Below are 19,680 nucleotides of genomic sequence, written 5' to 3'. Positions count from 1 at the left end.
TGGCGCCTAGGCTTGGACGATGACTCCGATCCTCCTCTGCGGCGGCCCGACCTGGGGGGCCTCGGTCCCCGCCCTGTCGCTGCATGCCGTGCCCGGGCAGGGCGCGGCGAAGAACGTCCCGGTCGTCCCGGACGGGGATCTCCAGCTCGACGCCGGCACCCGGGTGGCCTTCGAGGTCGCCGCGAAGGACCGCTACTGCCTCGGGTTCCACCGCGTGCACGGCCGCGACGACCGCACGTGGGTGCGCTGCGTCGACCAGGCGCCGGCGGACAGGGGCCACCAGTGCGGCCGGTGCTTCGTGCAGGACGATCTGCGGTTCATGCATGACATCCACCGCTCGGGGATCGCCCCCGCCGGGCTCAAGCGCTATCTCGAGCAGCCGCACTGGCTGTACGTCGCGACCTTCGCCGACGGCGTCACCAAGGTGGGGACGGCATCGCACCTGCGCAAGCGCGCGCGCCTCGTGGAGCAGGGCGCCGTGGTGGCGCAGTTCGTGGCGCACGCAGCGGACGGCCGCGTGGTGCGGGTCCTCGAGGACGAGGTCACGCGGACCGTCGGCCTGCAGCAGGCGGTGAGGTCCGGAGCCAAGGCCGCTTCCCTCTGCGCGCCACTGCCGGCGGCCCGGCTCGAGCACCTCAACGACGGGTTCGCCCTGGCGACGCGGGGCCTGCTCGAAGGTGGTCTGGGAATCGAGGGTTACGAGGTGGTGCACGAGGAGTTCGAGCCGCCGCCCTCCTGGCACGCCGTCCTCGGGCACCCCGCCCTCCAGCCCTACCCCGAGCCTCTGACGCAGGGTCGGCACGGGTTCACGGTGCGTCAGGTCCTCGGCCCCTCGGCGCTGGTCGCGATCGACGGCACCGAGGTGCTGTTCGTCGTCGATCTCGCGCAACTGAAGGGCAGGCGCCTCCGCCTCGGGGACTTCAGCACGCCCGTCCCGGCCGTGCAGGAGTCGCTCTTCTGACGTCCCGCCCGTCGGCAGCGGCGCGGACGGCGGTAGAATCGCATCATGCTGAACACGCCCTGGGAGACCGGCTCGGACCTGTACCGGAAGCTGGTGGTCTCCGCACTCGCGACCACGGGTATCGGCATCCTCATCGCGGTCCTCGGCGCGGCGACCGACCAGAGCGTCCTCGTCTTCACGGCGATCCCGATCATCGTCGCCGGTATGGTCTGCCACCTCGCCGGCATGGTGGTGCGGTCCCGGGACACGCGCCGCCGCCTGCGGGACCGCAGCTGAGACCCCGGCTCCTTCCGCCGGTTCCGCCCGGCGCGGCCGTCCATCCTGTCCCCTTCCATCGGAGGATCCATTGACCATCGACCCAGACCTGCAGGGACGCAGCTACCCTGCGGGTGAGACCTACTCCGTGGGACGCGAGGCCATCCGCGACTTCGCCCGGGCCGTCAAGGCGACGCACGCCGCACACTTCGACGTCGACGCAGCGGTGGCGCTCGGACACGCCGACCTCGTCGCGCCGCCGACCTTCGCGATCGTCGTCGCGCAGCGGGCGGATGCTCAGCTGATCGCGGACCCGAGCGCGGGCATCGACTTCACGCGCGTGGTCCACGCGGACCAGCGCTTCGTCCACCACCGTCCCATCGTCGCCGGTGACGAACTGGTCGCCGAACTGCACGTGGACCAGGTCCGTGCCATGGGCGGGGGCGCGATGATCACCACGCGCGCCGAGATCTCGACGGTCGACGGCATCCACACGGCGACGACGACGTCGTCGCTCCTCGTCCGCGGAGAGGACCAGTAGCCATGAGCGCACGATTCGCCACCCTCGAGGTCGGTCAGCAGATCGGTACCCGCACCATCGACGTCACGCGGCAGGATCTCGTCCGCTATGCCGGAGCGTCCGGGGACCTCAACCCGATCCACTGGAACCAGTCGTTCGCGGAGGGAGTCGGCCTCCCCGGCGTCATCGCCCACGGCATGTTCACCATGGGTGCCTCCGTCCAGCTGGTCACCGACTGGTGCGGGGATCCGGCCGCCGTCGTGGACTACCAGACGCGCTTCACCAAGCCCGTGGTCGTCGAGGACACCACGGCCCGGCCCGGCGAGCCGGGTGCCGTCGTCGAGGTGACCGGCACGGTGGGCGCGCTCGACGCCGAGCGGTCGACCGCGCGCATCGACCTGACCGTCACCTACGGCGGTCAGAAGGTCCTCGTGAAGGCGCAGGCCGTGGTGAGGCTGCCGTGAGCGCCCCCGTGACCGGCCCACGCCTGGCCGACCTCACCACCGCGCGCGTGGGCGGTGCCGCCCGGACCCTCGTGGAGGCGGGTACCGAGCAGGAGATCGTGGCGGCCGTCCGGGCGGCGGACGCAGCGGGCGAGCCGCTGCTGATCGTGAGCGGGGGATCGAACCTGCTGATCGGCGACGACGGCTTCGACGGGACCGTCGTGCGCATCACGTCCTCGGGGTTCACCGTGGACGACGACGACGCCACCTGCGGCGGGGTCATGGTCAAGGTGCAGGCCGGCCACGACTGGGACGACCTCGTCCGCTACACCGTGCTCCACGCGTTCTCCGGTCTGGAAGCGCTGTCCGGGATCCCGGGCTCCACCGGGGCGACGCCGGTGCAGAACGTGGGCGCGTACGGCTCGGACGTGGCGCAGACCATCGCGACGGTCCGCACCTTCGACCGCGAGACGGACAGCATCAAGAGCTTCACGAACTTCGAGCTCGGGTTCGGCTACCGGGACTCGCTCCTGAAGCGCAGCACTGTCGGCGGGTCTCCCCGCTACGTGGTCCTCTCGGTGGAGTTCCAGCTCGGTCTCGGCCGGATGAGCAAGCCCGTGCGGTACGCGGAACTCGCGCGCGCCCTGGGTATCGGGGTGGGGGAACGGGCCTACGCGAACGATGTCCGCCGGGCGGTCCTGCGCCTCCGTGCCGGCAAGGGGATGGTGCTCGACACACCGGATCCCGACACCTGGAGCACCGGCTCCTTCTTCACCAACCCGATCGTGTCCGAGGACGTCGCCGCAGGGCTTCCAGCCGATGCACCGCGCTATCCTGCCGGTCTCGAGGGCCAGGTGAAGCTCAGCGCGGCGTGGCTGATCGAGCGGGCGGGCTTCTCGAAGGGCTTCGGCCTGGGGGACGACGACGGGTACGCCGCCGCTGAGGGCCGGGCCTCCCTTTCGACGAAGCACACGCTGGCGGTCACGAACCGGGGCGGGGCGACCACCTCGGACCTGTTGTCCGTGGCGCGGCTCGTGCGGGACGGCGTGGAGGCGCGGTTCGGCATCCGCCTCGAGCCCGAGCCTCTGCTCATCAACTGCTCGCTCTGAGGCGGGGGCGGGTCACAGGGCGGGAGAGCGCCGGGCCTGCTCCGCGGCGGCGCGGGTGAGGACGACGTCGTCCCAGCTGTCCTCGCGCTGCACGAGCCGGCGTGAGCACAGCCACTGGGCCAGCCGGGAGGCGACGCTGATCTGGGCCAGCCGGTCGTGGAAGTCGGGGAGGAGCTGCGGGACGGCGAGGAACTCCGGGAGCGCGTGCAGCAGCTCCCGCGCTCCCAGGAGCCGCGCGTAGGGGGCCTCGGCGTCGAACTGGCGTTCCAGGTCGAGCAGATCGCGCGCGGGTCCCTCGAGCCGCGCGGCGGCCACCCCCTCGAGATATCCACGGAGGTGGGACTGGACCCGCTCGTAGCGCAGCAGGCTCTCCGGATGCCGGGTGTGGCCGCTCACGGCGAAGAAGCGCCGGAGGATGGTGTCTGCGTTCGTCGGATCCATGCGCCCATGGTGCCGCCGCCCACCGACCTTTTGAGACACCTGCCCCGACCGTCCCGCCCCGCCGGTCCACCAGGTCGCCCGGTCCCGCCGGCCGAGGGGGACGGGCGGTGTCCTCGCCGTCGCGGATCCTGCGGCGGGCCGTGAGGGCTAGAGGTTGCCGGTGGCGATCATGAGCATGCGGCGCAGCGGCTCGGCCGCACCCCACAGCAGCTGGTCACCGACGGTGAACGCACTGATGTAGTCCGGGCCCATCTCGAGCTTGCGGATACGCCCCACGGGGACGGTCAGCGATCCGGTGGCGGCGACCGGGGTCAGGGACGCGAGCGTGTCCGTCTTCGTGTTCGGGATGACGCGGACCCAGTCATTGTCCGCCGCGATGATCGCCTCGATCTCACCGACGGGCAGGTCCTCGGTCAGCTTCAGGGTCAGGGCCTGGGAGTGCGAGCGCATGGCGCCGACCCTGACACACAGTCCGTCGAAGGGGATGCGCGCGTCGGTGCCGAGGATCTTGTTGGTCTCCGCGCCCGCTTTCCACTCCTCGCGGGACACGCCGTTGCCGAGGTCGCTGTCGATCCACGGGATGACGGAGCCGGCGAGCGGCACACCGAACTGGGAGGCCTCCAGGCTCGGGTGGCGCTGTTTCGCGAGGATGGCCCGGTCGATGTCGAGGATGGCCGACGCGGGATCGTCGAGGTTCATCGCCACGGTGCCGTGGAGGTCGCCGAACTGCGTGAGGAGTTCCCGCATGTGCCGGGCGCCGCCGCCCGAGGCCGCCTGGTAGGTCATGGACGTGCCCCACTCCACGAGGCCGTTGCGGAAGAGCCCGCCGAGGCCCATGAGCATGCAGGACACGGTGCAGTTGCCGCCGATGAAGTCGCGGACGCCGCTCGCGAGGCCCGCGTCGATCGCGGACCGGTTGACCGGGTCGAGGACGATCACACTGTCCTGATCCATGCGCAGGGTGGAGGCGGCGTCCAGCCACAGCCCGGTCCAGCCTGCGTCGCGCAGTTTCGGGTACACCTCGGAGGTGTAGTCGCCGCCCTGCGCCGTCACGATGATGGGGAGCGTGGCGAGGGTGTCGACGTCGTACGCGTCCTGCAGGGGGTCCGCGCCGTCGGCGAACGCCGGCGCCGCGCCGCCCGCGGCCGACGTCGAGAAGAACACGGGGTTGATGCGCGCGAAGTCGCCCTCGTCCTGGAGCCGCTGCATGAGGACCGAGCCGACCATGCCGCGCCAGCCGACGAATCCGACGGACGGCAGGGCGGCGCTCTCGGGTGCTGAAGTCATACGCCCAGTTTAGGCGGGAGGGGGAGTCCGGCCCGCTTTGTGACCGGCCCGGCTCAGTCCTGCCTCGTCCAGAGGCTGATCCGGTACCGCGGACCCCTGGAGGACTCCAGCCAGCCCGTCTCGGGCGTCAGCGCGGTGAGCGACCAGTCCGGACCGAGGGCGGGCGCCAGGGTGTCACCCTCCGCGGCGTCCTCGACCACCGTGACGAGGGCGGCGTGGGCGTGGGCCATACCGTCGGCGTACACGCGCCCGCCGCCGATGATCCAGACCTCGTCCGCCCCCGGGGCAGCCGCAGCCGCTGCGAGCGCGGCGTCGAGCGACGGGACGACGACGGCGCCGGGCAGATCGGTGACGGAGGTCGAGATGACGATGTTGGTGCGGTCCGGCAGGGGCCGGAAGCGCTCGGGGAACGATTCCCAGGTGCGGCGGCCCATGATCACCGGGTGCCCCGTGGTGGTCACACGGAAGTGTGCGAGGTCCTCGGGGACGTGCCAGGGGATGCCGCCGTCCTTCCCGATCACCCCGTTCTCCGTCTGGGCCCAGATCATGCCGATCACGGGCCTGGCCCGGACCGCGTCGGAGACCGTCAGGGCACGGGGCGGGCTGTCCTGGCTCATACCGCGACCGGCGCCTTGATGGTGGGGTGGTGCCGGTAGTCGAGCACGGCGAAGTCCTCCAGCTCGTAGTCGAAGATGCCGGCCGGCTTCCGGGTGAGCTCGACGCGCGGGTACGGGTACGGGTCGCGGGACAGCTGCTCCGCGACCTGCTCCACGTGGTTGTCGTAGACGTGCACGTCCCCGCCCGTCCAGATGAACTCGCCGGGTTCCAGGCCCGTCTGCTGGGCGACCATCAGGGTCAGCAGGGCGTAGGACGCGATGTTGAAGGGCACGCCGAGGAAGGTGTCCGCAGAGCGCTGGTACAGCTGGCACGAGAGCTTCCCGGGAGCGCCGTCCTGGCCGGGGGTCACGTAGAACTGGAAGAACACGTGGCAGGGCGGCAGGGCCATGTCCTTGATCTCGGAGACGTTCCAGGCCGAGACGAGGTGGCGGCGGGAGTCGGGGTTGGTCCGCAGGGCTTCGACCACCTGCGCGATCTGGTCGATGTGCCCGCCGTCGGGTGTGGGCCACGAGCGCCACTGAACTCCGTACACGGGGCCGAGCTCGCCGTCGTCGTCCGCCCACTCGTTCCAGATGGACACCCCGCGCTCCTGGAGCCAGCGCACGTTGGAGTCGCCGCGGAGGAACCACAGCAGTTCGAGCGCCACCGACTTGAAGTGCACGCGCTTGGTGGTGATCAGCGGGAAGGACTCGGCGAGGTCGAAGCGCAGCTGGCGGCCGAAGACACTGCGGGTCCCGGTGCCCGTCCGGTCACTCTTCGCCGCGCCGTTCGCCATGACGTCGCGCAGCAGGTCCTCGTACGGGGTGGGGATGGGGGAGCTCACCCGGCAAGTCTAGAGCGGATGAGGCGCCGGTAGACTTCCGGGGCCGGGGAGAGCGCCGGTCATCTGCCGTTCACCTTGCACCGGAAGACTCCAGCCGTGACCATCCCCCCGCCCGAGACAGCACCCACCGTCGATCCCGCCGTCGATCCCGCCGTGTCCCCGGGCCGTCCCGCTGTCCGGCAGGCGCAGTTCGCCGCCTCCGGACGCGCGCCGGAGCCCCGGACGCTGCTGGACATCCTCCACGCGACCGCCGCGGCGCACCCCAGCGCCTCTGCGCTCGACGACGGCACCTCGGCTCTCAGCTACGCGGAGCTGGTCGCTGCCGCGGAGGCGTTCGCCGTTACCCTGCGGCGGGCGGGGGTCGGCCGTGGGGACGCTGTCGGTGTCCGCCTGCCCTCGGGTACCAGCGAGCTGTACATCGCGATCCTCGGCGTCCTCACGGCGGGTGCGGCCTACGTCCCCGTGGACGCCGACGATCCCGACGAGCGCGCGCTCGTCGTCTTCGCCGAGTCACGGGCCGCCGTCGTCGTCGGGCCGGGCCTGGCACTCACCCCCGCGGGACGTGTCCGGGGTATCGACGGGGCACCGACGCCCGACGACGACGCCTGGATCATCTTCACCTCCGGCTCCACCGGCACGCCCAAGGGTGTCGCCGTCACGCACCGCTCGGCCGCGGCGTTCGTCGACGCGGAGGCCCGCCTCTTCCTGCAGCGCGAGCCGATCGGCCCCGCCGACCGTGTGCTGGCGGGCCTGTCGGTCGCGTTCGACGCCTCGTGCGAGGAGATGTGGCTGGCCTGGCGCCACGGTGCGTGCCTCGTGCCGGCGCCGCGCGCGCTCGTGCGGACCGGCGTCGACCTCGGTCCGTGGCTGATCGCCCGCGGCATCACGGTCGTATCCACGGTGCCGACCCTCGCAGCACTCTGGCCCGCGGATGCGCTCGAGAACGTCCGGCTGCTCATCTTCGGCGGCGAGGCCTGCCCGCCGGACCTCGCGCAGCGCCTCGCCGTGCACGACCGCGAGGTGTGGAACACGTACGGGCCCACCGAGGCGACCGTCGTCGCCTGCGCCGCGCGCCTCGGCGGCGGCGGGCCCGTCCGCATCGGCCTGCCGCTGGACGGCTGGGACCTCGCCGTCGTCGACGGATCAGGCGTGCCCGTGCCCGAGGGCGCCGTCGGCGAACTGATCATCGGGGGAGTGGGTCTCGCCCGCTACCTCGATCCCGCGAAGGACGCAGAGAAGTACGCGCCGCTGCCGACCCTCGGCTGGGACCGCGCCTACCGCTCCGGGGATCTCGTGAAGCTGGAGGCGGCGGGTCTGGTGTTCGTCGGCCGCGCGGACGACCAGGTGAAGCTCGGCGGGCGGCGCGTCGAGCTCGGGGAGGTCGACGCCGCACTGCAGGCCCTCCCGGGCATCGCCGGGGCGGCCGCCGCCGTGCGGACGACGCCGTCCGGCAACCAGCTGCTCGTCGGGTACCTCGTCGCTGCCTCCGCCGCCCCCGACCTCGCGGTCCTCCGCGCCCTGCTGGCCGAGCAGCTCCCCGCGGCCCTCGTGCCCCTCCTGACCGTGACCGACGCGCTGCCCACCAAGACCAGCGGCAAGGTGGACCGGGACGCGCTGCCCTGGCCCGTGGCCGGCAGGGAGGAGGCCGGGGACGCGACGCCGCTCGAGGCCCTCGACCCGCAGGTCCAGTGGATCGCCGACCAGTGGGCGGCCGTGCTCGGTACCGTCCCGGTCGACGGGGACGCCGACTTCTTCCTCCACGGCGGCGGCTCCCTCGCCGCTGCCCGGCTCGTCTCCCTGATCCGCGCCCGCTACCCGGTCGTCACCGTCGCGGACATCTACGCGCACCCGCGGCTCGGTGCGCTCGCGGCGCTCGCTGCGAGCACGGGCGACGGCGACGAGCAGCAGGCCGCCCCCGTCCGGACCGTGCGGCGCACCAGCCGGAGGTCGCAGGTCTTCCAGACCCTCATGGGGATCCCGCTGCAGTTCCTCGCGGGCATGCGCTGGCTGACGTACGCCATGATCGCGACGAACGTCCTGGTCGGCCTCGGCGTCCTCACCGCGGCGCCCACCGTGCCGTGGCCCTGGGTCGCGGCGTCCTGGCTGGTCTTCGTGAGTCCCTTCGGCCGCATGGCCCTCTCCGTCGCCGCCGCCCGTATCCTGCTGCGGGGCGTCCTGCCTGGGGTGTACCCGCGGTCCGGCAGGGTGCACCTGCGGCTCTGGCTCGCCGAGCAGATCTCGGACAGCGTCGGCGCCGTGGGCCTGGCGAGTGCCCCCTGGGTCCCCGTGTACGCCAGGGCCCTCGGGGCGAGGATCGGGCCCGACGTCGACCTCCACTCCGTCCCGCCCGTCACGGGGTTCCTGACGCTCGGTGCAGGCGCCTCCGTGGAGCCGGAGGTGGACCTTTCCGGCTGGTGGATCGACGGCGACCGCGTCCACATCGGTGCCATCGACGTGGGGGCCGGTGCCGTCGTCGGTGCGCGCAGCACGCTGATGCCGGGCGCGAGGGTCGGCGCCCGGGCTGAAGTGGCACCCGGGTCCGCGGTGCAGGGCGCGGTGAAGGCCGGGCAGCTCTTCTCCGGGTCGCCGGCGGTACGGGAGGGCCGCGCCCGGCAGGACTGGCCCGACGCCCCACCGTCCCGCTCGCCGTTCCGAGCGCGCATGGCGTTCCTGGCCTTCGCCGCAGCATCCGGTGCGCTGGCGCTGATCCCGTTCGTCGCCGCCGTCGTCGCGTCCCTGCCCGTGGTGGCCGCCCTCCGCGGTGCGCCGTCGCTCGCCGCCGTATGGCCCACGCTCGTCGGTCCGGTGGTCCTCGCCGCGGTCCTGTGGCTCCTGGTCAACGCGCTCCTCGTCGTCGTCACCGTGCGGCTGCTCGGCCTCGGACTCCAGGAGGGCCACTACCCGGCACGCAGCCGCACCGGGTGGCGGATCTGGGCCACCGAACGCACGCTCGACATGGCGCGCGACCTCCTCTTCCCCCTCTACGCGAGCCTCGTCACGCCGGTGTGGCTCCGCCTGCTCGGGGCGCGCGTGGGGCGGAACGTCGAGGCGTCCACGGTGCTCCTGATCCCGGCGATGACGACCATCGGCGAAGGGGCGTTCCTCGCGGACGACACCAGGGTGGCGTCCTACGAGCTCGGCGGCGGCCACCTGCGCATCGCTCCGGCGAAGATCGGCCGGCGCGCGTTCCTCGGCAACTCCGGCATGACGTCGGCCGGCCGGCGCGTCCCGAAGAACTCGCTCGTCGCCGTCCTCTCGGCCACCCCCGCGAAGGCCAAGGCCGGGAGCTCCTGGCTGGGCAGTCCGCCGTCGCGCCTGCGCCGCCTCGCCGTGACGGGAGACCGCAGCCGCACCTTCCAGCCGCCTCCGCGGCTCAAGGCCGCCCGTGCGTTCTGGGAGCTCTGCCGGATCGTGCCGATCATCCTGACGGTCATGATCGCCGCAGCCTCGCTCGTCATCGTCGACGCGCTCGCCCTGTGGGCCGGGCATGCGGTCGCAGCGCTGCTCAGCGGCCTGGTGTTCATGGCACTCGGAGCCGTCGCCGCGGGAAGCGCCGTCCTCGCGAAGTGGCTGCTCGTGGGACGCATCCGGGCGGGGGAGCACCCGCTCTGGAGCTCGTTCATCTGGCGCAACGAAGTGGTGGACACCTTCATCGAGAGCGTGAGCGCCCCGTGGTTCGCCCGCGCCGCCAGCGGGACACCCGCCCTGGTGTGGTGGCTGCGTGCGCTGGGGTCGAAGATCGGGCAGGGTGTCTGGTGCGAGAGCTACTGGCTCCCCGAGGCGGACCTCGTGACGCTGGGCGCCGGGTCCACCGTCAACCGTGGCTGCGTGGTGCAGACGCACCTCTTCCATGACAGGATCATGAGCATGGACACCGTGGAACTCGCTGCAGGCGCGACCCTCGGCCCGCACAGCGTGATCCTCCCCGCGGCGGACATCGGCTCCGGCGCCACCGTGGGACCCGCCTCGCTCGTCATGCGGGGAGAGACCGTTCCCGCCGGCAGCTCCTGGATGGGGAACCCGGTCAGCTCGTGGACCGGGCCCGGACCCGTGCGTGGGCAGTAGCTCCGAGGGCTCCGCGCCCGATCCCTACACGCCGGGCAACGGCAGCACCGCCTACCGCGTGAAGCACTACGACCTCACCCTGGACTACAAGCTCGCCAGCAACCGCCTCTCCGGCCGTGCGGTCCTCACCATGGCCGCCCACCGCGAGCTGCACCAGCTCGAGCTCGACCTGAGCGGGCTGCGGACCACCAAGGTCACCTCCGACACGGTGCGCGTGCGATCGTTCAAGGAGCGGGCGGGCAAGCTGGTCGTCGCCTTCCGTGATCCCGTGCCCGACGACGCCGAGCTGCGGCTCGACATCCGGTACGAGGGGAACCCGGCACCCATCAGCGGTATCTGGGGAGACGTCGGCTGGGAGGAGCTCACCGACGGCGTCCTCGTGGCCGGGCAGCCGACCGGTGCGCCGTCGTGGTTCCCCTGCAACGACCACCCCTCCGGCAAGGCGTCCTACCGGTTCACCGTGACCACCGACGCAGGCTACCGCGCGGTGTGCAACGGCGTGCTCGTCTCGCGCATCGCGAAGTCCAGCCGCACCACCTGGGTGTACGAGCAGTCGGAGCCGATGCCCACCTACCTCGCGACCGTGCAGATCGGCCGGTACGACCTCGTGGCACTGAACGACCCGGCGCAGCCCGCCGTCCACCTTCCCCGCCATGCGGGCGGCGGACGGGAAAGGGGGCGTCCCGTTCCCCAGTACGCGGCCGTGCCGGCGGCCCTCGCGCACGCGGCGAAGGCCTCCCTCGGCCGGCACCACGAGATGATGACCGCCTTCGAGGAGTGCTTCGGGCCCTACCCGTTCCCGCAGTACCTCCTGGTGGTGGCGGACGACGAGCTGGAGATCCCCCTCGAGGCGCAGACGCTGTCCATCATCGGGCGCAACCACCTCGACGAGGGCTGGGAGGCGCAACGGCTGATCGCGCACGAGCTCGCGCACCAGTGGTTCGGCAACGCGGTCACCACCGCCCGCTGGCAGGACATCTGGCTGCACGAGGGTTTCGCCTGCTACGCGGAGTGGCTCTGGTCCGAGGCGAGCGGGGCGACGACGGCGGAGGCGCATGCGCGCTCGACGCACCAGCGTCTCGCCGGTGAACCCCAGGATCTCGTGATCGGCGACCCCGGCGCCGCGGACATGTTCGACGACCGCGTGTACAAGCGCGGCGCACTCGCGCTGCATGCACTCCGCACCGCCGTGGGCGACGACGCCTTCTTCGGCCTCCTCCGTTCGTGGACGGCCGAGCACCGCTTCGGTTCGGTCACGACGCCGGACTTCCTCGCCTTCGTGACCCGTACCCTGCCCGGGACCGACGCCGAGGCGCTCCTCGGTCCGTGGCTGCACACCGGGGCGCTTCCCGCCCCGTAGAGCGGATCGTCCGGCGACGGGCCGCTGCCGCCCGGCCCGCCTCCCTGGTCGACGCGCGCGGCCTGCCGCCCGGACCGTTTCCCTGGTCGGCGCGTGCGGCCTGCCACCGGGCCCGCTTCCCTGGTCGACGCGCGCGGCCTGCCGCCCGGCGGCCGAGGGCCACGGCCCGGGACTAGGGCACGACGGCGACGGCGGCCGTCAGTCCGTGCCCGTTCAGCAGCACTCCGTCGATCCGGTGCAGATCCCTGACCCGGCCATCGTCGAGGACGTCGAGTTCGTGCGGATCGAGGGGCCGTGTACCGCGCCCCGCGCCGCTGAGCGCCTCCGCGCCTGCGCGCGCACCCGTCTGGGGACCGGCGCCGGCACCCGGGTCCGTACCGCCGCCGAAGCCGGTCCCGAGAGCCTTGGCTACGGCCTCCTTCCGCGCCCAGAGCCGTGCCCGCGTCGCTGCGCGTCCGTCCGGTGGCATCCCGTGCACGGACCGGCGCTCGCGGGCCGTCAGGGCCACGTCGTCGAAGCCGTCGAAGTCCACCTCGGTCACGGCGGTGAGGTCCACGCCCAGGCTCTGCGGCTTGTCCGCCCGGTCGCCGATCACGGTGAGGGCGCCGACCAGGACGAACCCCGCGGCGCGGGAGAGGCTGAGGGACAGAGGCGTCCGCTCGCCGTCCACGGTGTAGCCGGGCCTCCCGTGGTCGGACCCGCCGGCGGGCGAGCACCGGGGACAGGCGAAGTCGGACCGGAGGCGTCCGGGATCGACGTCGAGCAGCTCCGCGGCGAGCTCCCGGAGGGCCGCACGGCCGGCCACGAATTGCCCTGCCCGAACCGGATCGACGAAACGACCGGCGCGCTCACGTTCGAGGGCATCGAGACCGTCGACATCGTCGAAGCCTTCGAACCGGGCAGGGGCCCGCCCGCCCGGCTCGCCCGACGGGTCGGGCCCAGGGCGAGGACCGGGTGCGGGACCGGTCCGGACGAGCCGGACGACGACGCCGGACGGCGGCTCCGGGGAGGCGGCGCCGGGCAGCGATCGGGACGTCATCACCCCATGATGGTCGATGGATGCTCCCGCGAGGTGGTCCTGCCCACGGACGATGGCCAGACGGGCCCTGCGCAAGGGTACGACGGCGGATCCGTGCCGGTGGATCCGGGTGACGGATCCCTGGTGACGGAATCCCGGTGACGGACCCCTAGTAACGGATCCCTGGTGACGGACCCCTAGGGACGGACGTCGAAGAGTTCGGTGCAGACGTCATCGCGCAGGATGAACGGGCGCGGTCGGTCGGCGTCGGTTCGCCGGCCGTACACATAGTATCCGCGTCCCTCCCCGGGGCCGCCGGCTGCGCGGTCGATCGCGTGCACGAGCCGGGGTGTCAGCGGCCCGGCCGGCCCGATGCTCTGGAGTTCCTCGATCTCGTGCGGTGCGAGTCCCCGCACAACGCCTTTCACATCGGCCATCCCTGCGGTTCCCGTCCGTCGGTTCGTGCTGTGCATGAGCTTCCGACCCTAGGGAAGGCCGATGAACCAGGCATGAACGGGGCGGGACCGGCGGGTGATCCTCCGTGAACCGATCATCGTCGTGGCTGATCAGCACGGGTGCGTCCGGTAGGAGTGTCGGGGCTCAGTCGTCGTACGCCCTGAACTGCTCCACCGAGACGATCCGCCCCTGGTTGGCGCTGCTGACCTGGCAGATCACGGCCTCGCCGGGCGCCAGATAGGGGTCCTCGACCGGCAGGAGGGCCCGGAGGGTGCCGGTCATGTGGTTGCCGAGCACCGAGAAGACCAGGGGCAGCACGGGCCGGTGGGTGCAGATCGCCACAGACCGGCGCTTGTCGAAGACCCGCTCGACGGCCGACCGCGCGCGCCCGGGCCGGCGAGCGGCGTCGTGCTCGGTCAGGGCATCCACGAGCTTGAGCTTCGCGCTGCGCTGATTGACGTAGGGGGAGACGGTCTGGACGCACCGGACCCAGGGGCTGCTGACCACGCGCTCGGGGTTCCAGGCCTGCAGCAGCCGGCCGACCGCGATCGCCTGGCGCCGGCCCGTGGCGGCGAGGGGACGCTCGCCCTCGGCGCGGCTCCACGACGAGCGCGGCTTCGCCTTCGCGTGACGCACGACGATCAGCGGCCAGGTCTGCAGGTCCTTCGCGCGGTGCGCGGCGACCAGCGCGTCGAGCGGCTCGACATCGGACGGGTTGCTGAGCATCGTCCGGGCCCGCTCCGGGGCCACCCACTCGAAGCGGTCCACCTCCTTGCCGTCGGGCACGGGCGTGAGCCGCTCGGTCCTCGCCGCCCAGTAGTGCACCGTCTTCCCACCCGACGTGACCGGATAGGTGATGGTCGCGAGCGGGATGCCGAGCTTGACGCTCACCCCCACCTCCTCGAACGTCTCGCGCACGGCGCATTCGGGCGTCGTCTCACCCGGATCGAGCTTGCCCTTGGGCCACGACCAGTCGCCGTAGCGCGGCCGGTGGATGATCATGACCTCCAGGGACCCCTTCTCCACGCGCCAGCACAGCGTGCCTGCCGCGATGACCGTGGCGCCACTGCCCGGTGCGGTCTGGGCGGTCGCGTCCTTCGTCGACGTCGCCATCAGCGGCGCGACACCGCTCGCTGGCGCGCCCGGGAGGCGAGCAGCCACGACTGGATGTCCTCGAGCGGTGCGCCGCCGTCGTCCTTGTGGTGCCGGGTCCAGCAGCCCGTCTCGTCGAGGTGCCAGCTGGAGACGCCCGGGTTCATGTAGCGGTCCATGAGGGTCATCAGGTAGGAGATGTCCTCCGGTGCGCTCAGCTGGACGAGTGCCTCGACGCGACGGTCGAGGTTGCGGTGCATCATGTCCGCCGAGCCGATGAAGACGGCGGGCTCCCCGCCGTTGGCGAACGCGAAGACGCGGGAGTGCTCGAGGAACCGGCCGAGCACGGAGCGCACCGTCACGTTCTCGCTGAGTCCCGGGACGCCGGGGCGGACGGAGCAGATGCCGCGGACGATCACGTCGACCTGCACGCCGGCCTGCGAGGCCCGGTAGAGCGAGTCGATGATGGCTTCGTCCACCATCGAGTTGACCTTGATGACCACACGCGCGGCGAGACCGGCCTGCTTGTTGGCGATCTCCCGCTCGATGCGGTCGATCAGGCCTGAGCGGACCGAGCGCGGAGCGACGAGCAGGCGCTTGAACGTGGATTTCGGGGCGTACCCGGAGAGCTGGTTGAACAGCCTGGAGAGGTCCTGGCCCACCTGCTCGTTCGCGGTGAGGAGACCGAGGTCCTCGTAGTACCGCGCCGTGCGGGGGTGGTAGTTGCCGGTGCCGATGTGGCAGTACCGGCGCAACCCGTCGATCTCCTGCCGCACCACGAGGGAGAGCTTGCAGTGCGTCTTCAGGCCCACGATCCCGTACACCACGTGCACGCCTGCCTGCTCGAGCTTCCGGGCCCAGGAGATGTTCGCCTGCTCGTCGAAGCGCGCCTTGATCTCGACGAGCGCGAGGACCTGCTTGCCGGCCTCCGCGGCGTCGATCAGGGCGTCGACGATCGGGGAGTCACCCGAGGTGCGGTACAGCGTCTGCTTGATGGCCTGCACCTTGGGGTCGGCCGCGGCCTGCTCCAGGAACGCCTGCACCGACGTCGAGAAGGAGTCGTAGGGGTGGTGCAGGAGGATGTCCCGGCGGCGCATGGCGGCGAAGACGTTCGCGGCCTTCGAGGTCTCGCTCTCGTTGAGGTGGCGGCTCGTGTGCGGGACGTGCTTCGGGTAGTGCAGGTCGCCGCGGTCGATCCCGGCGATGACGCTGAGTCCCCGGAGGTCCAGGGGGGCGGGGAGGTTGTAGACCTCGTCCTCCTCGACGCCGAGCTCGCGCGACAGCAGGGCGCGGATGCTCGGATTGATGTCCGTGGTCACCTCGAGGCGCACGGGCGGACCGAAGCGGCGGCGGAGCAGCTCCTTCTCGAGGGCCTGCAGCAGGTTCTCGGCGTCGTCCTCCTCGACCTCGAGGTCCTCGTTGCGGGTCACGCGGAACAGGTGGTGCTCGAGCACCTCCATGCCGGGGAACAGCTGGTCGAGGTGGACGGCGATGACCTCCTCGAGCGGGATGAAGCGCGCGATCCGCCCGGCGACGTTCCCGGCACGCGGCCCGTCCACGGACATGAGGCGCGGCAGCTGGTCCGGCACCTTCACGCGGGCGAAGAGCTCCTTCTCGCTGACCGGGTTGCGGACCACGACGGCGAGGTTGAGGGAGAGCCCGGAGATGTAGGGGAACGGGTGGGCGGGATCGACGGCGAGGGGCGTCAGGATCGGGAAGACCTTCTCCGCGAAGATCTTGTGCAGTTCCGCCCGCGCGGTCCCGTCGAGTTCCTGCCAGGTGGTGAGGTGGATCTGCTCCTCGGCGAGGGCCGGCCGGATGTGCTCGGCGAACACGGCCGCGTGGCGCTGCTGCAGCTGGTAGCCGTCCTGCATGATCTTCTCGAGCTGCTCGATCGGGCTGAGTCCCGCGGCCGAGGGGACGGCGAGCCCGGTGGCGATGCGGCGCTTCAGCCCGGCGACACGGACCATGAAGAACTCGTCGAGGTTGGACGCGAAGATGGAGAGGAAGTTGACCCGCTCCAGCAGGAAGAGCTCGGGGTCCTCCGCGAGTTCGAGCACGCGGGCGTTGAAGTCGAGCCAGCTGATCTCGCGGTCGAGGAAGCGGTCCGGCCGGATGTCGCCGGAGGGCAGGAGGCTCGGAGCAAACTCCGGGATGTCGATGCGGTCCTGCGTCGCCCGCGCGGGGGCCGTCTCGGACGAGCCGTAGAGCGAGGCACCCCGGGGTGTGGTCTTCGAATCCATGGCGTCTCCTGCAGGTGGGCGGGCATCATCGCGTACCCCGCCGTGATCGGGCAGGGGTACGCCTCGAAAATAACCTTACAAGGTGGCCTGCGCCGCGGTCCGCGCGTACATGACGTCCACGTCCCACCGGGTGAAACCGAGGGCGCGGTACAGCGCGACGGCGGCGGTGTTGTCCGCGTCGACGTAGAGCATGATCGCCTGCAGGCCCTTGCCGTGCAGGTGGTCGATCCCCGCGATGGTCAGCGCCTTACCGAGGCCGGTACCCTGCGCCTCGGGCGCCACCCCGACGACGTAGACCTCGCCCATGGCCGGGTGCCCGCCGGTGCCCGGGTGGACCTTCGTCCAGTGGAAGCCGAGCAGGGTGTCGTCCGCGGACCGCACGGCGAGCAGGAAGCCCGCGGCGTCGAACCAGTCCTCGTCCAGGCGTGCCTCGAGGTCCGCGCGCGTCGTCGCCCCCTGTTCCGGATGGTGCGCGAAGGCGGCGGCGTTGACGGCGAGCCAGGCCTCCTCGTCCCGACCGCGGACGAAGGGACGCAGCACGACGCCGTCGGGCAGGCGCAGGGCGGGGACCGACTGCTCGACGGCGGCACGCGTGAGCCGCATGCGCCAGAGTTCCCGCACGGGCGCGTAGCCGAAGCGCGCGGCGAGGTCGGCGGCCGCCGAATGGTTGCCGTGGGACCAGCCGCGGAGATCGGTGATCCCTTCGGCGAGGACGGCCTCGATCAACGCCGTTCCGGCGCCCTCCCCCCGGCAGTCCGGCCCGACGACGAGCTCGAGGACGGAGCCGTCGCCCGACCCGCGGGTGATCACCGCGACTCCGGCCAGATCGCTGTCCGGCTGGCCCGCGGACCGCGCGGTGATGACGAGCAGTCGCTCGCCGGCGTCCTCGGCGCGCAGCGTGACGAGGGTCTGCTCCGAGAGGGGAGGGTTGCCGTCGGCCTCGGAGGCTGCCGCGGCGAGGCGGCGGATCTCCTCGAGGGTCGCGACCGCCGGCGCGCCGGCGATCCTGTCGACGGACCAGGTGGGTGTGTGCTCGACGGCGGTCATGCGCCCAGCCTAGCCCTGCCCCGGTCGGTGCCGGTTTGCCGGTCGCCCGGGCGTGGGGTAGTGTCGTGACCTGCTCGAGGGGGATGCACCAGTGGGGTGCCCGCGATACGTTCGACCCGTATGTCCTCCACCACGGTCCCGTCACCGGGACAGCGAAACCCCCTTCCACCCGTGGTGGAAGGGGGTTTCGTCGTTCCCGCGGGGGTCCTTGTCCGGGCGGCCTCCGGTCAGGCGTCCTGGTTGACCGAGCTGCGGTCCTCGGGGAGACGGGTGAGTGTGAACCGGTACCCGACGTTGCGCACGGTGCCGATGAGCTGCTCGTGGTCCGAGCCCAGCTTCGCCCGGAGGCGCCGCACGTGCACGTCGACGGTGCGCGTGCCCCCGTAGTAGTCGTAGCCCCAGACCTCGTGCAGGAGCTGGTCACGGGTGAAGACGCGGCCGGGGTGCTGCGCCAGGTACTTCAGGAGCTCGAACTCCTTGTAGGTCAGGTTCAGCGGCTCGCCGCCGACCCGGGCCGTGTAGCTGGCCTCGTCGATGACCACCCCGGAGGCGTGGATCTCCGTGCTGGTCTCCTCGCCGGCAGCGGCGGACCTCGCGATGACTAGGCGCAGCCTGGCCTCCACCTCCGCAGGACCCGCGGAGTCGAGCACGACGTCGTCGGCGAGCCAGTTGGCCGCGACGGCGGCCATACCGCCCTCCGTCAGGACGAGGACCAGGGGGGCACTCAGGCCCGTCGCCTTCAGCAGCTGGGTCAGCGACCGGGCGCCCACGAGGTCCTTCCGCGCGTCCACGAGGACGACGTCGCACGGTTCCGTCTCGAGGAGGGCCGTGGGCTCGGCCGCGAGGATGTGCACCTTGTGGTTCAGCAGTTCGAGGGCCGGCAGGATGTCGACGGACGATCCGGTCGTGTTCGTGAGCATCAGGATGTGCGGCATGTGTCCTCCACGGGTCGGGAATGCGCATCATCGGGCAGCGGCGCCACCGCCCCCTGGACGGGTGGGCGAGGCGGGTAGAGATGTGGGCAAGTATAGCCGCAGGCCTCCCCGGCCTGTGATGCGGCGCACGCGACGGTGTCCGTGCGCCGGGCGTCCCGCCGCCGTTTTCCCGCCCCCCGAGGACGTAGGGCAGTATTGCTGGGATGAAGAGGACGAGTGTGGCCGCAGCGGCAGGGGCCGCGTCGGGGGCGACGGCGGCGATCGTCGGGGCCTCCTATGTCTCGTCGCCGTCGGTGGCGATCGTCGCCGGAGTGCTGTGCCTCGTCGCGGCGATCGGCTGGCCCGCGATCCTCCGGGTGCCCGCCCGGAAGAGCCAGGCCGCGGCGATCGGACTGAGCGCCCTGCTGGCCGTCGTCCTCACCGCCGCCGGCCCCGGGCCGTCCTTCCTGACCTGGTTCCCCGCGTCGGTGGCCCTCGGTGTCGGGGCCGTCTTCATGATCCAGCTGATCCGCGGCACGGGACAGAGCTACCGCCTGGAATCGACGCTCGGGGCGAGCTCGGGAGTGATCGCCGTGGCCATGGGATCGGGCTGGGTGGCCGCCGACAGGCTGGGGGTGAATGCTGCCGATTCGGGCGTCCTCCTCGTCACGGGGGTGAGCATCATCATCGCGATCGCCGTGTGCCTCCTGCCCCTGCCCGACCGCCTCGTGGCTCCTGCCGCCGTCGTCCTCGCAGCGCTCGCCGGTCCGCTGGGCGCACTCCTGTTCACCGATGTCCCGGCCCTTCCCGCCGCCGTGGTGGGCGTGGCGTGCGGAGCGGTCCTCGCCGGCACCCGCCGCCTCCTCGTGGCCCGCGAGTCCCCCCTCGACACCACCGCGGCGATCGCGGCGGGCGTGGCCCCGGTGCTGGCCCTCGGCGCCGTCGTGTACTTCCTCGAGAAGCTGCTCCTGGCCTGATCGTCCTCCCACCGGGCGTGCCGCTGCCTCCGCCCGGGAAGCCGTCCGCGC

General features: G+C 72.0%; 18 protein-coding genes. 8 read left to right on the top strand and 10 right to left on the bottom strand.

Translation table 11 applies throughout. The annotated features are described in order from the left end of the window. Positions 1-19: 19 nt before the first annotated feature. The 5 genes from FNH21_RS04075 (at position 20) to FNH21_RS04055 (ending at position 3,288) form a co-directional block, all read left to right on the top strand. A complete protein-coding gene (locus FNH21_RS04075) occupies positions 20-961 on the top strand; it encodes a DUF2797 domain-containing protein (RefSeq protein WP_152812467.1) in 942 nt (313 codons plus the stop codon). 45 nt (positions 962-1,006) lie between these two features. Further along, the gene (locus FNH21_RS04070; protein WP_152812466.1) at positions 1,007-1,237 is read left to right on the top strand and encodes a hypothetical protein; all 231 of its coding nucleotides are present in this window, start codon (positions 1,007-1,009) and stop codon (positions 1,235-1,237) included. 70 nt (positions 1,238-1,307) lie between these two features. Then, positions 1,308-1,757: an FAS1-like dehydratase domain-containing protein gene (locus FNH21_RS04065; RefSeq protein WP_152812464.1), complete on the top strand. Its 450-nt coding sequence runs from the start codon at positions 1,308-1,310 to the stop codon at positions 1,755-1,757. Positions 1,758-1,759: 2 nt separating this feature from the next. Then, entirely contained in the window at positions 1,760-2,200 is a 441-nt protein-coding gene (locus FNH21_RS04060) for a MaoC family dehydratase (protein WP_055767951.1), read from the top strand. Then, on the top strand, positions 2,197-3,288 hold the full coding sequence (locus tag FNH21_RS04055; RefSeq protein ID WP_422108741.1) for a UDP-N-acetylmuramate dehydrogenase: 1,092 nt from the start codon (positions 2,197-2,199) through the stop codon (positions 3,286-3,288). Before FNH21_RS04060 ends, FNH21_RS04055 begins: the two co-directional genes overlap by 4 nt. A gap of 12 nt (positions 3,289-3,300) precedes the next feature. Here the strand turns inward: FNH21_RS04055 and FNH21_RS04050 are convergent, their stop codons facing one another. The 4 genes from FNH21_RS04050 to FNH21_RS04035 form a co-directional block, all read right to left on the bottom strand. Further along, positions 3,301-3,729 carry a hypothetical protein gene (locus tag FNH21_RS04050; protein ID WP_152812462.1) on the bottom strand — a complete coding sequence of 143 codons (429 nt, stop codon included), beginning with the start codon at positions 3,727-3,729 and terminating at the stop codon, positions 3,301-3,303. Positions 3,730-3,876: 147 nt separating this feature from the next. Continuing rightward, positions 3,877-5,016, bottom strand: coding sequence for an aspartate-semialdehyde dehydrogenase (asd, locus tag FNH21_RS04045; RefSeq protein WP_152812460.1), 1,140 nt, complete (start codon positions 5,014-5,016; stop codon positions 3,877-3,879). Positions 5,017-5,069: 53 nt separating this feature from the next. After that, on the bottom strand, positions 5,070-5,633 hold the full coding sequence (locus tag FNH21_RS04040; protein WP_152812458.1) for a dihydrofolate reductase: 564 nt from the start codon (positions 5,631-5,633) through the stop codon (positions 5,070-5,072). Beyond that, positions 5,630-6,409: a thymidylate synthase gene (locus FNH21_RS04035; RefSeq protein WP_152813965.1), complete on the bottom strand. Its 780-nt coding sequence runs from the start codon at positions 6,407-6,409 to the stop codon at positions 5,630-5,632. The genes FNH21_RS04040 and FNH21_RS04035 overlap by 4 nt, the downstream gene beginning before the upstream one ends. 201 nt (positions 6,410-6,610) lie before the next feature. On the opposite strand from FNH21_RS04035, the gene FNH21_RS04030 reads away from it, so the two are divergent. Both FNH21_RS04030 and FNH21_RS04025 read left to right on the top strand, forming a co-directional pair. Further along, the gene (locus FNH21_RS04030) at positions 6,611-10,522 is read left to right on the top strand and encodes a Pls/PosA family non-ribosomal peptide synthetase (protein ID WP_338403198.1); all 3,912 of its coding nucleotides are present in this window, start codon (positions 6,611-6,613) and stop codon (positions 10,520-10,522) included. Then, complete coding sequence (locus FNH21_RS04025; protein WP_191931591.1) at positions 10,512-11,882, top strand: M1 family metallopeptidase; 1,371 nt, start codon at positions 10,512-10,514, stop codon at positions 11,880-11,882. Before FNH21_RS04030 ends, FNH21_RS04025 begins: the two co-directional genes overlap by 11 nt. Positions 11,883-12,054: 172 nt before the next feature. Here FNH21_RS04025 and FNH21_RS04020 read toward each other — a convergent pair whose 3' ends face one another. The 6 genes from FNH21_RS04020 to FNH21_RS03995 all read right to left on the bottom strand — a co-directional run bounded on the left by FNH21_RS04020 (position 12,055) and on the right by FNH21_RS03995 (position 18,673). Next, positions 12,055-12,921 (bottom strand): 4'-phosphopantetheinyl transferase family protein, encoded by an 867-nt coding sequence (locus FNH21_RS04020; RefSeq protein WP_206687024.1) that lies wholly within the window; start codon positions 12,919-12,921, stop codon positions 12,055-12,057. A 176-nt stretch (positions 12,922-13,097) separates the two neighbouring features. Then, positions 13,098-13,337, bottom strand: coding sequence for a hypothetical protein (locus FNH21_RS04015; protein ID WP_241742720.1), 240 nt, complete (start codon positions 13,335-13,337; stop codon positions 13,098-13,100). Between the two features lie 163 nt (positions 13,338-13,500). After that, positions 13,501-14,469 (bottom strand): NUDIX hydrolase, encoded by a 969-nt coding sequence (locus tag FNH21_RS04010; RefSeq protein WP_152813961.1) that lies wholly within the window; start codon positions 14,467-14,469, stop codon positions 13,501-13,503. After that, positions 14,469-16,691, bottom strand: a complete 2,223-nt coding sequence (locus tag FNH21_RS04005; protein ID WP_152812452.1) for an RNA degradosome polyphosphate kinase — start codon at positions 16,689-16,691, stop codon at positions 14,469-14,471. The genes FNH21_RS04010 and FNH21_RS04005 overlap by 1 nt, the downstream gene beginning before the upstream one ends. A 75-nt stretch (positions 16,692-16,766) precedes the next feature. Further along, positions 16,767-17,738 (bottom strand): mycothiol synthase, encoded by a 972-nt coding sequence (gene mshD / locus FNH21_RS04000; protein WP_152812450.1) that lies wholly within the window; start codon positions 17,736-17,738, stop codon positions 16,767-16,769. A gap of 227 nt (positions 17,739-17,965) precedes the next feature. Further along, complete coding sequence (locus FNH21_RS03995; RefSeq protein ID WP_055767977.1) at positions 17,966-18,673, bottom strand: winged helix-turn-helix transcriptional regulator; 708 nt, start codon at positions 18,671-18,673, stop codon at positions 17,966-17,968. 203 nt (positions 18,674-18,876) lie between these two features. On the opposite strand from FNH21_RS03995, the gene FNH21_RS03990 reads away from it, so the two are divergent. After that, positions 18,877-19,629: a hypothetical protein gene (locus FNH21_RS03990; RefSeq protein ID WP_152812448.1), complete on the top strand. Its 753-nt coding sequence runs from the start codon at positions 18,877-18,879 to the stop codon at positions 19,627-19,629. Positions 19,630-19,680 lie beyond the last annotated feature (51 nt).

It is taken from the genome of Arthrobacter bussei (assembly GCF_009377195.2).
Lineage (GTDB): Bacteria > Actinomycetota > Actinomycetes > Actinomycetales > Micrococcaceae > Arthrobacter_D > Arthrobacter_D bussei.
The sequence above is the reverse complement of the archived record's forward strand: the minus strand, read 5'-3'. Positions and strand labels throughout refer to the sequence as shown.

Coding starts and splice junctions, on each gene's coding strand:
- FNH21_RS04075 (WP_152812467.1), top strand. CDS start 20: ATGACTCCGATCCTCCTCTGCGGCGGCCCGACCTGGGGGGCCTCGGTC.
- FNH21_RS04070 (WP_152812466.1), top strand. CDS start 1,007: ATGCTGAACACGCCCTGGGAGACCGGCTCGGACCTGTACCGGAAGCTG.
- FNH21_RS04060 (WP_055767951.1), top strand. CDS start 1,760: ATGAGCGCACGATTCGCCACCCTCGAGGTCGGTCAGCAGATCGGTACC.
- FNH21_RS04050 (WP_152812462.1), bottom strand. CDS start 3,729: ATGGATCCGACGAACGCAGACACCATCCTCCGGCGCTTCTTCGCCGTG.
- asd (WP_152812460.1), bottom strand. CDS start 5,016: ATGACTTCAGCACCCGAGAGCGCCGCCCTGCCGTCCGTCGGATTCGTC.
- FNH21_RS04040 (WP_152812458.1), bottom strand. CDS start 5,633: ATGAGCCAGGACAGCCCGCCCCGTGCCCTGACGGTCTCCGACGCGGTC.
- FNH21_RS04035 (WP_152813965.1), bottom strand. CDS start 6,409: ATGGCGAACGGCGCGGCGAAGAGTGACCGGACGGGCACCGGGACCCGC.
- FNH21_RS04020 (WP_206687024.1), bottom strand. CDS start 12,921: ATGACGTCCCGATCGCTGCCCGGCGCCGCCTCCCCGGAGCCGCCGTCC.
- FNH21_RS04015 (WP_241742720.1), bottom strand. CDS start 13,337: ATGGCCGATGTGAAAGGCGTTGTGCGGGGACTCGCACCGCACGAGATC.
- FNH21_RS04010 (WP_152813961.1), bottom strand. CDS start 14,469: ATGGCGACGTCGACGAAGGACGCGACCGCCCAGACCGCACCGGGCAGT.
- FNH21_RS04005 (WP_152812452.1), bottom strand. CDS start 16,691: ATGGATTCGAAGACCACACCCCGGGGTGCCTCGCTCTACGGCTCGTCC.
- mshD (WP_152812450.1), bottom strand. CDS start 17,738: ATGACCGCCGTCGAGCACACACCCACCTGGTCCGTCGACAGGATCGCC.
- FNH21_RS03995 (WP_055767977.1), bottom strand. CDS start 18,673: ATGCCGCACATCCTGATGCTCACGAACACGACCGGATCGTCCGTCGAC.
- FNH21_RS03990 (WP_152812448.1), top strand. CDS start 18,877: ATGAAGAGGACGAGTGTGGCCGCAGCGGCAGGGGCCGCGTCGGGGGCG.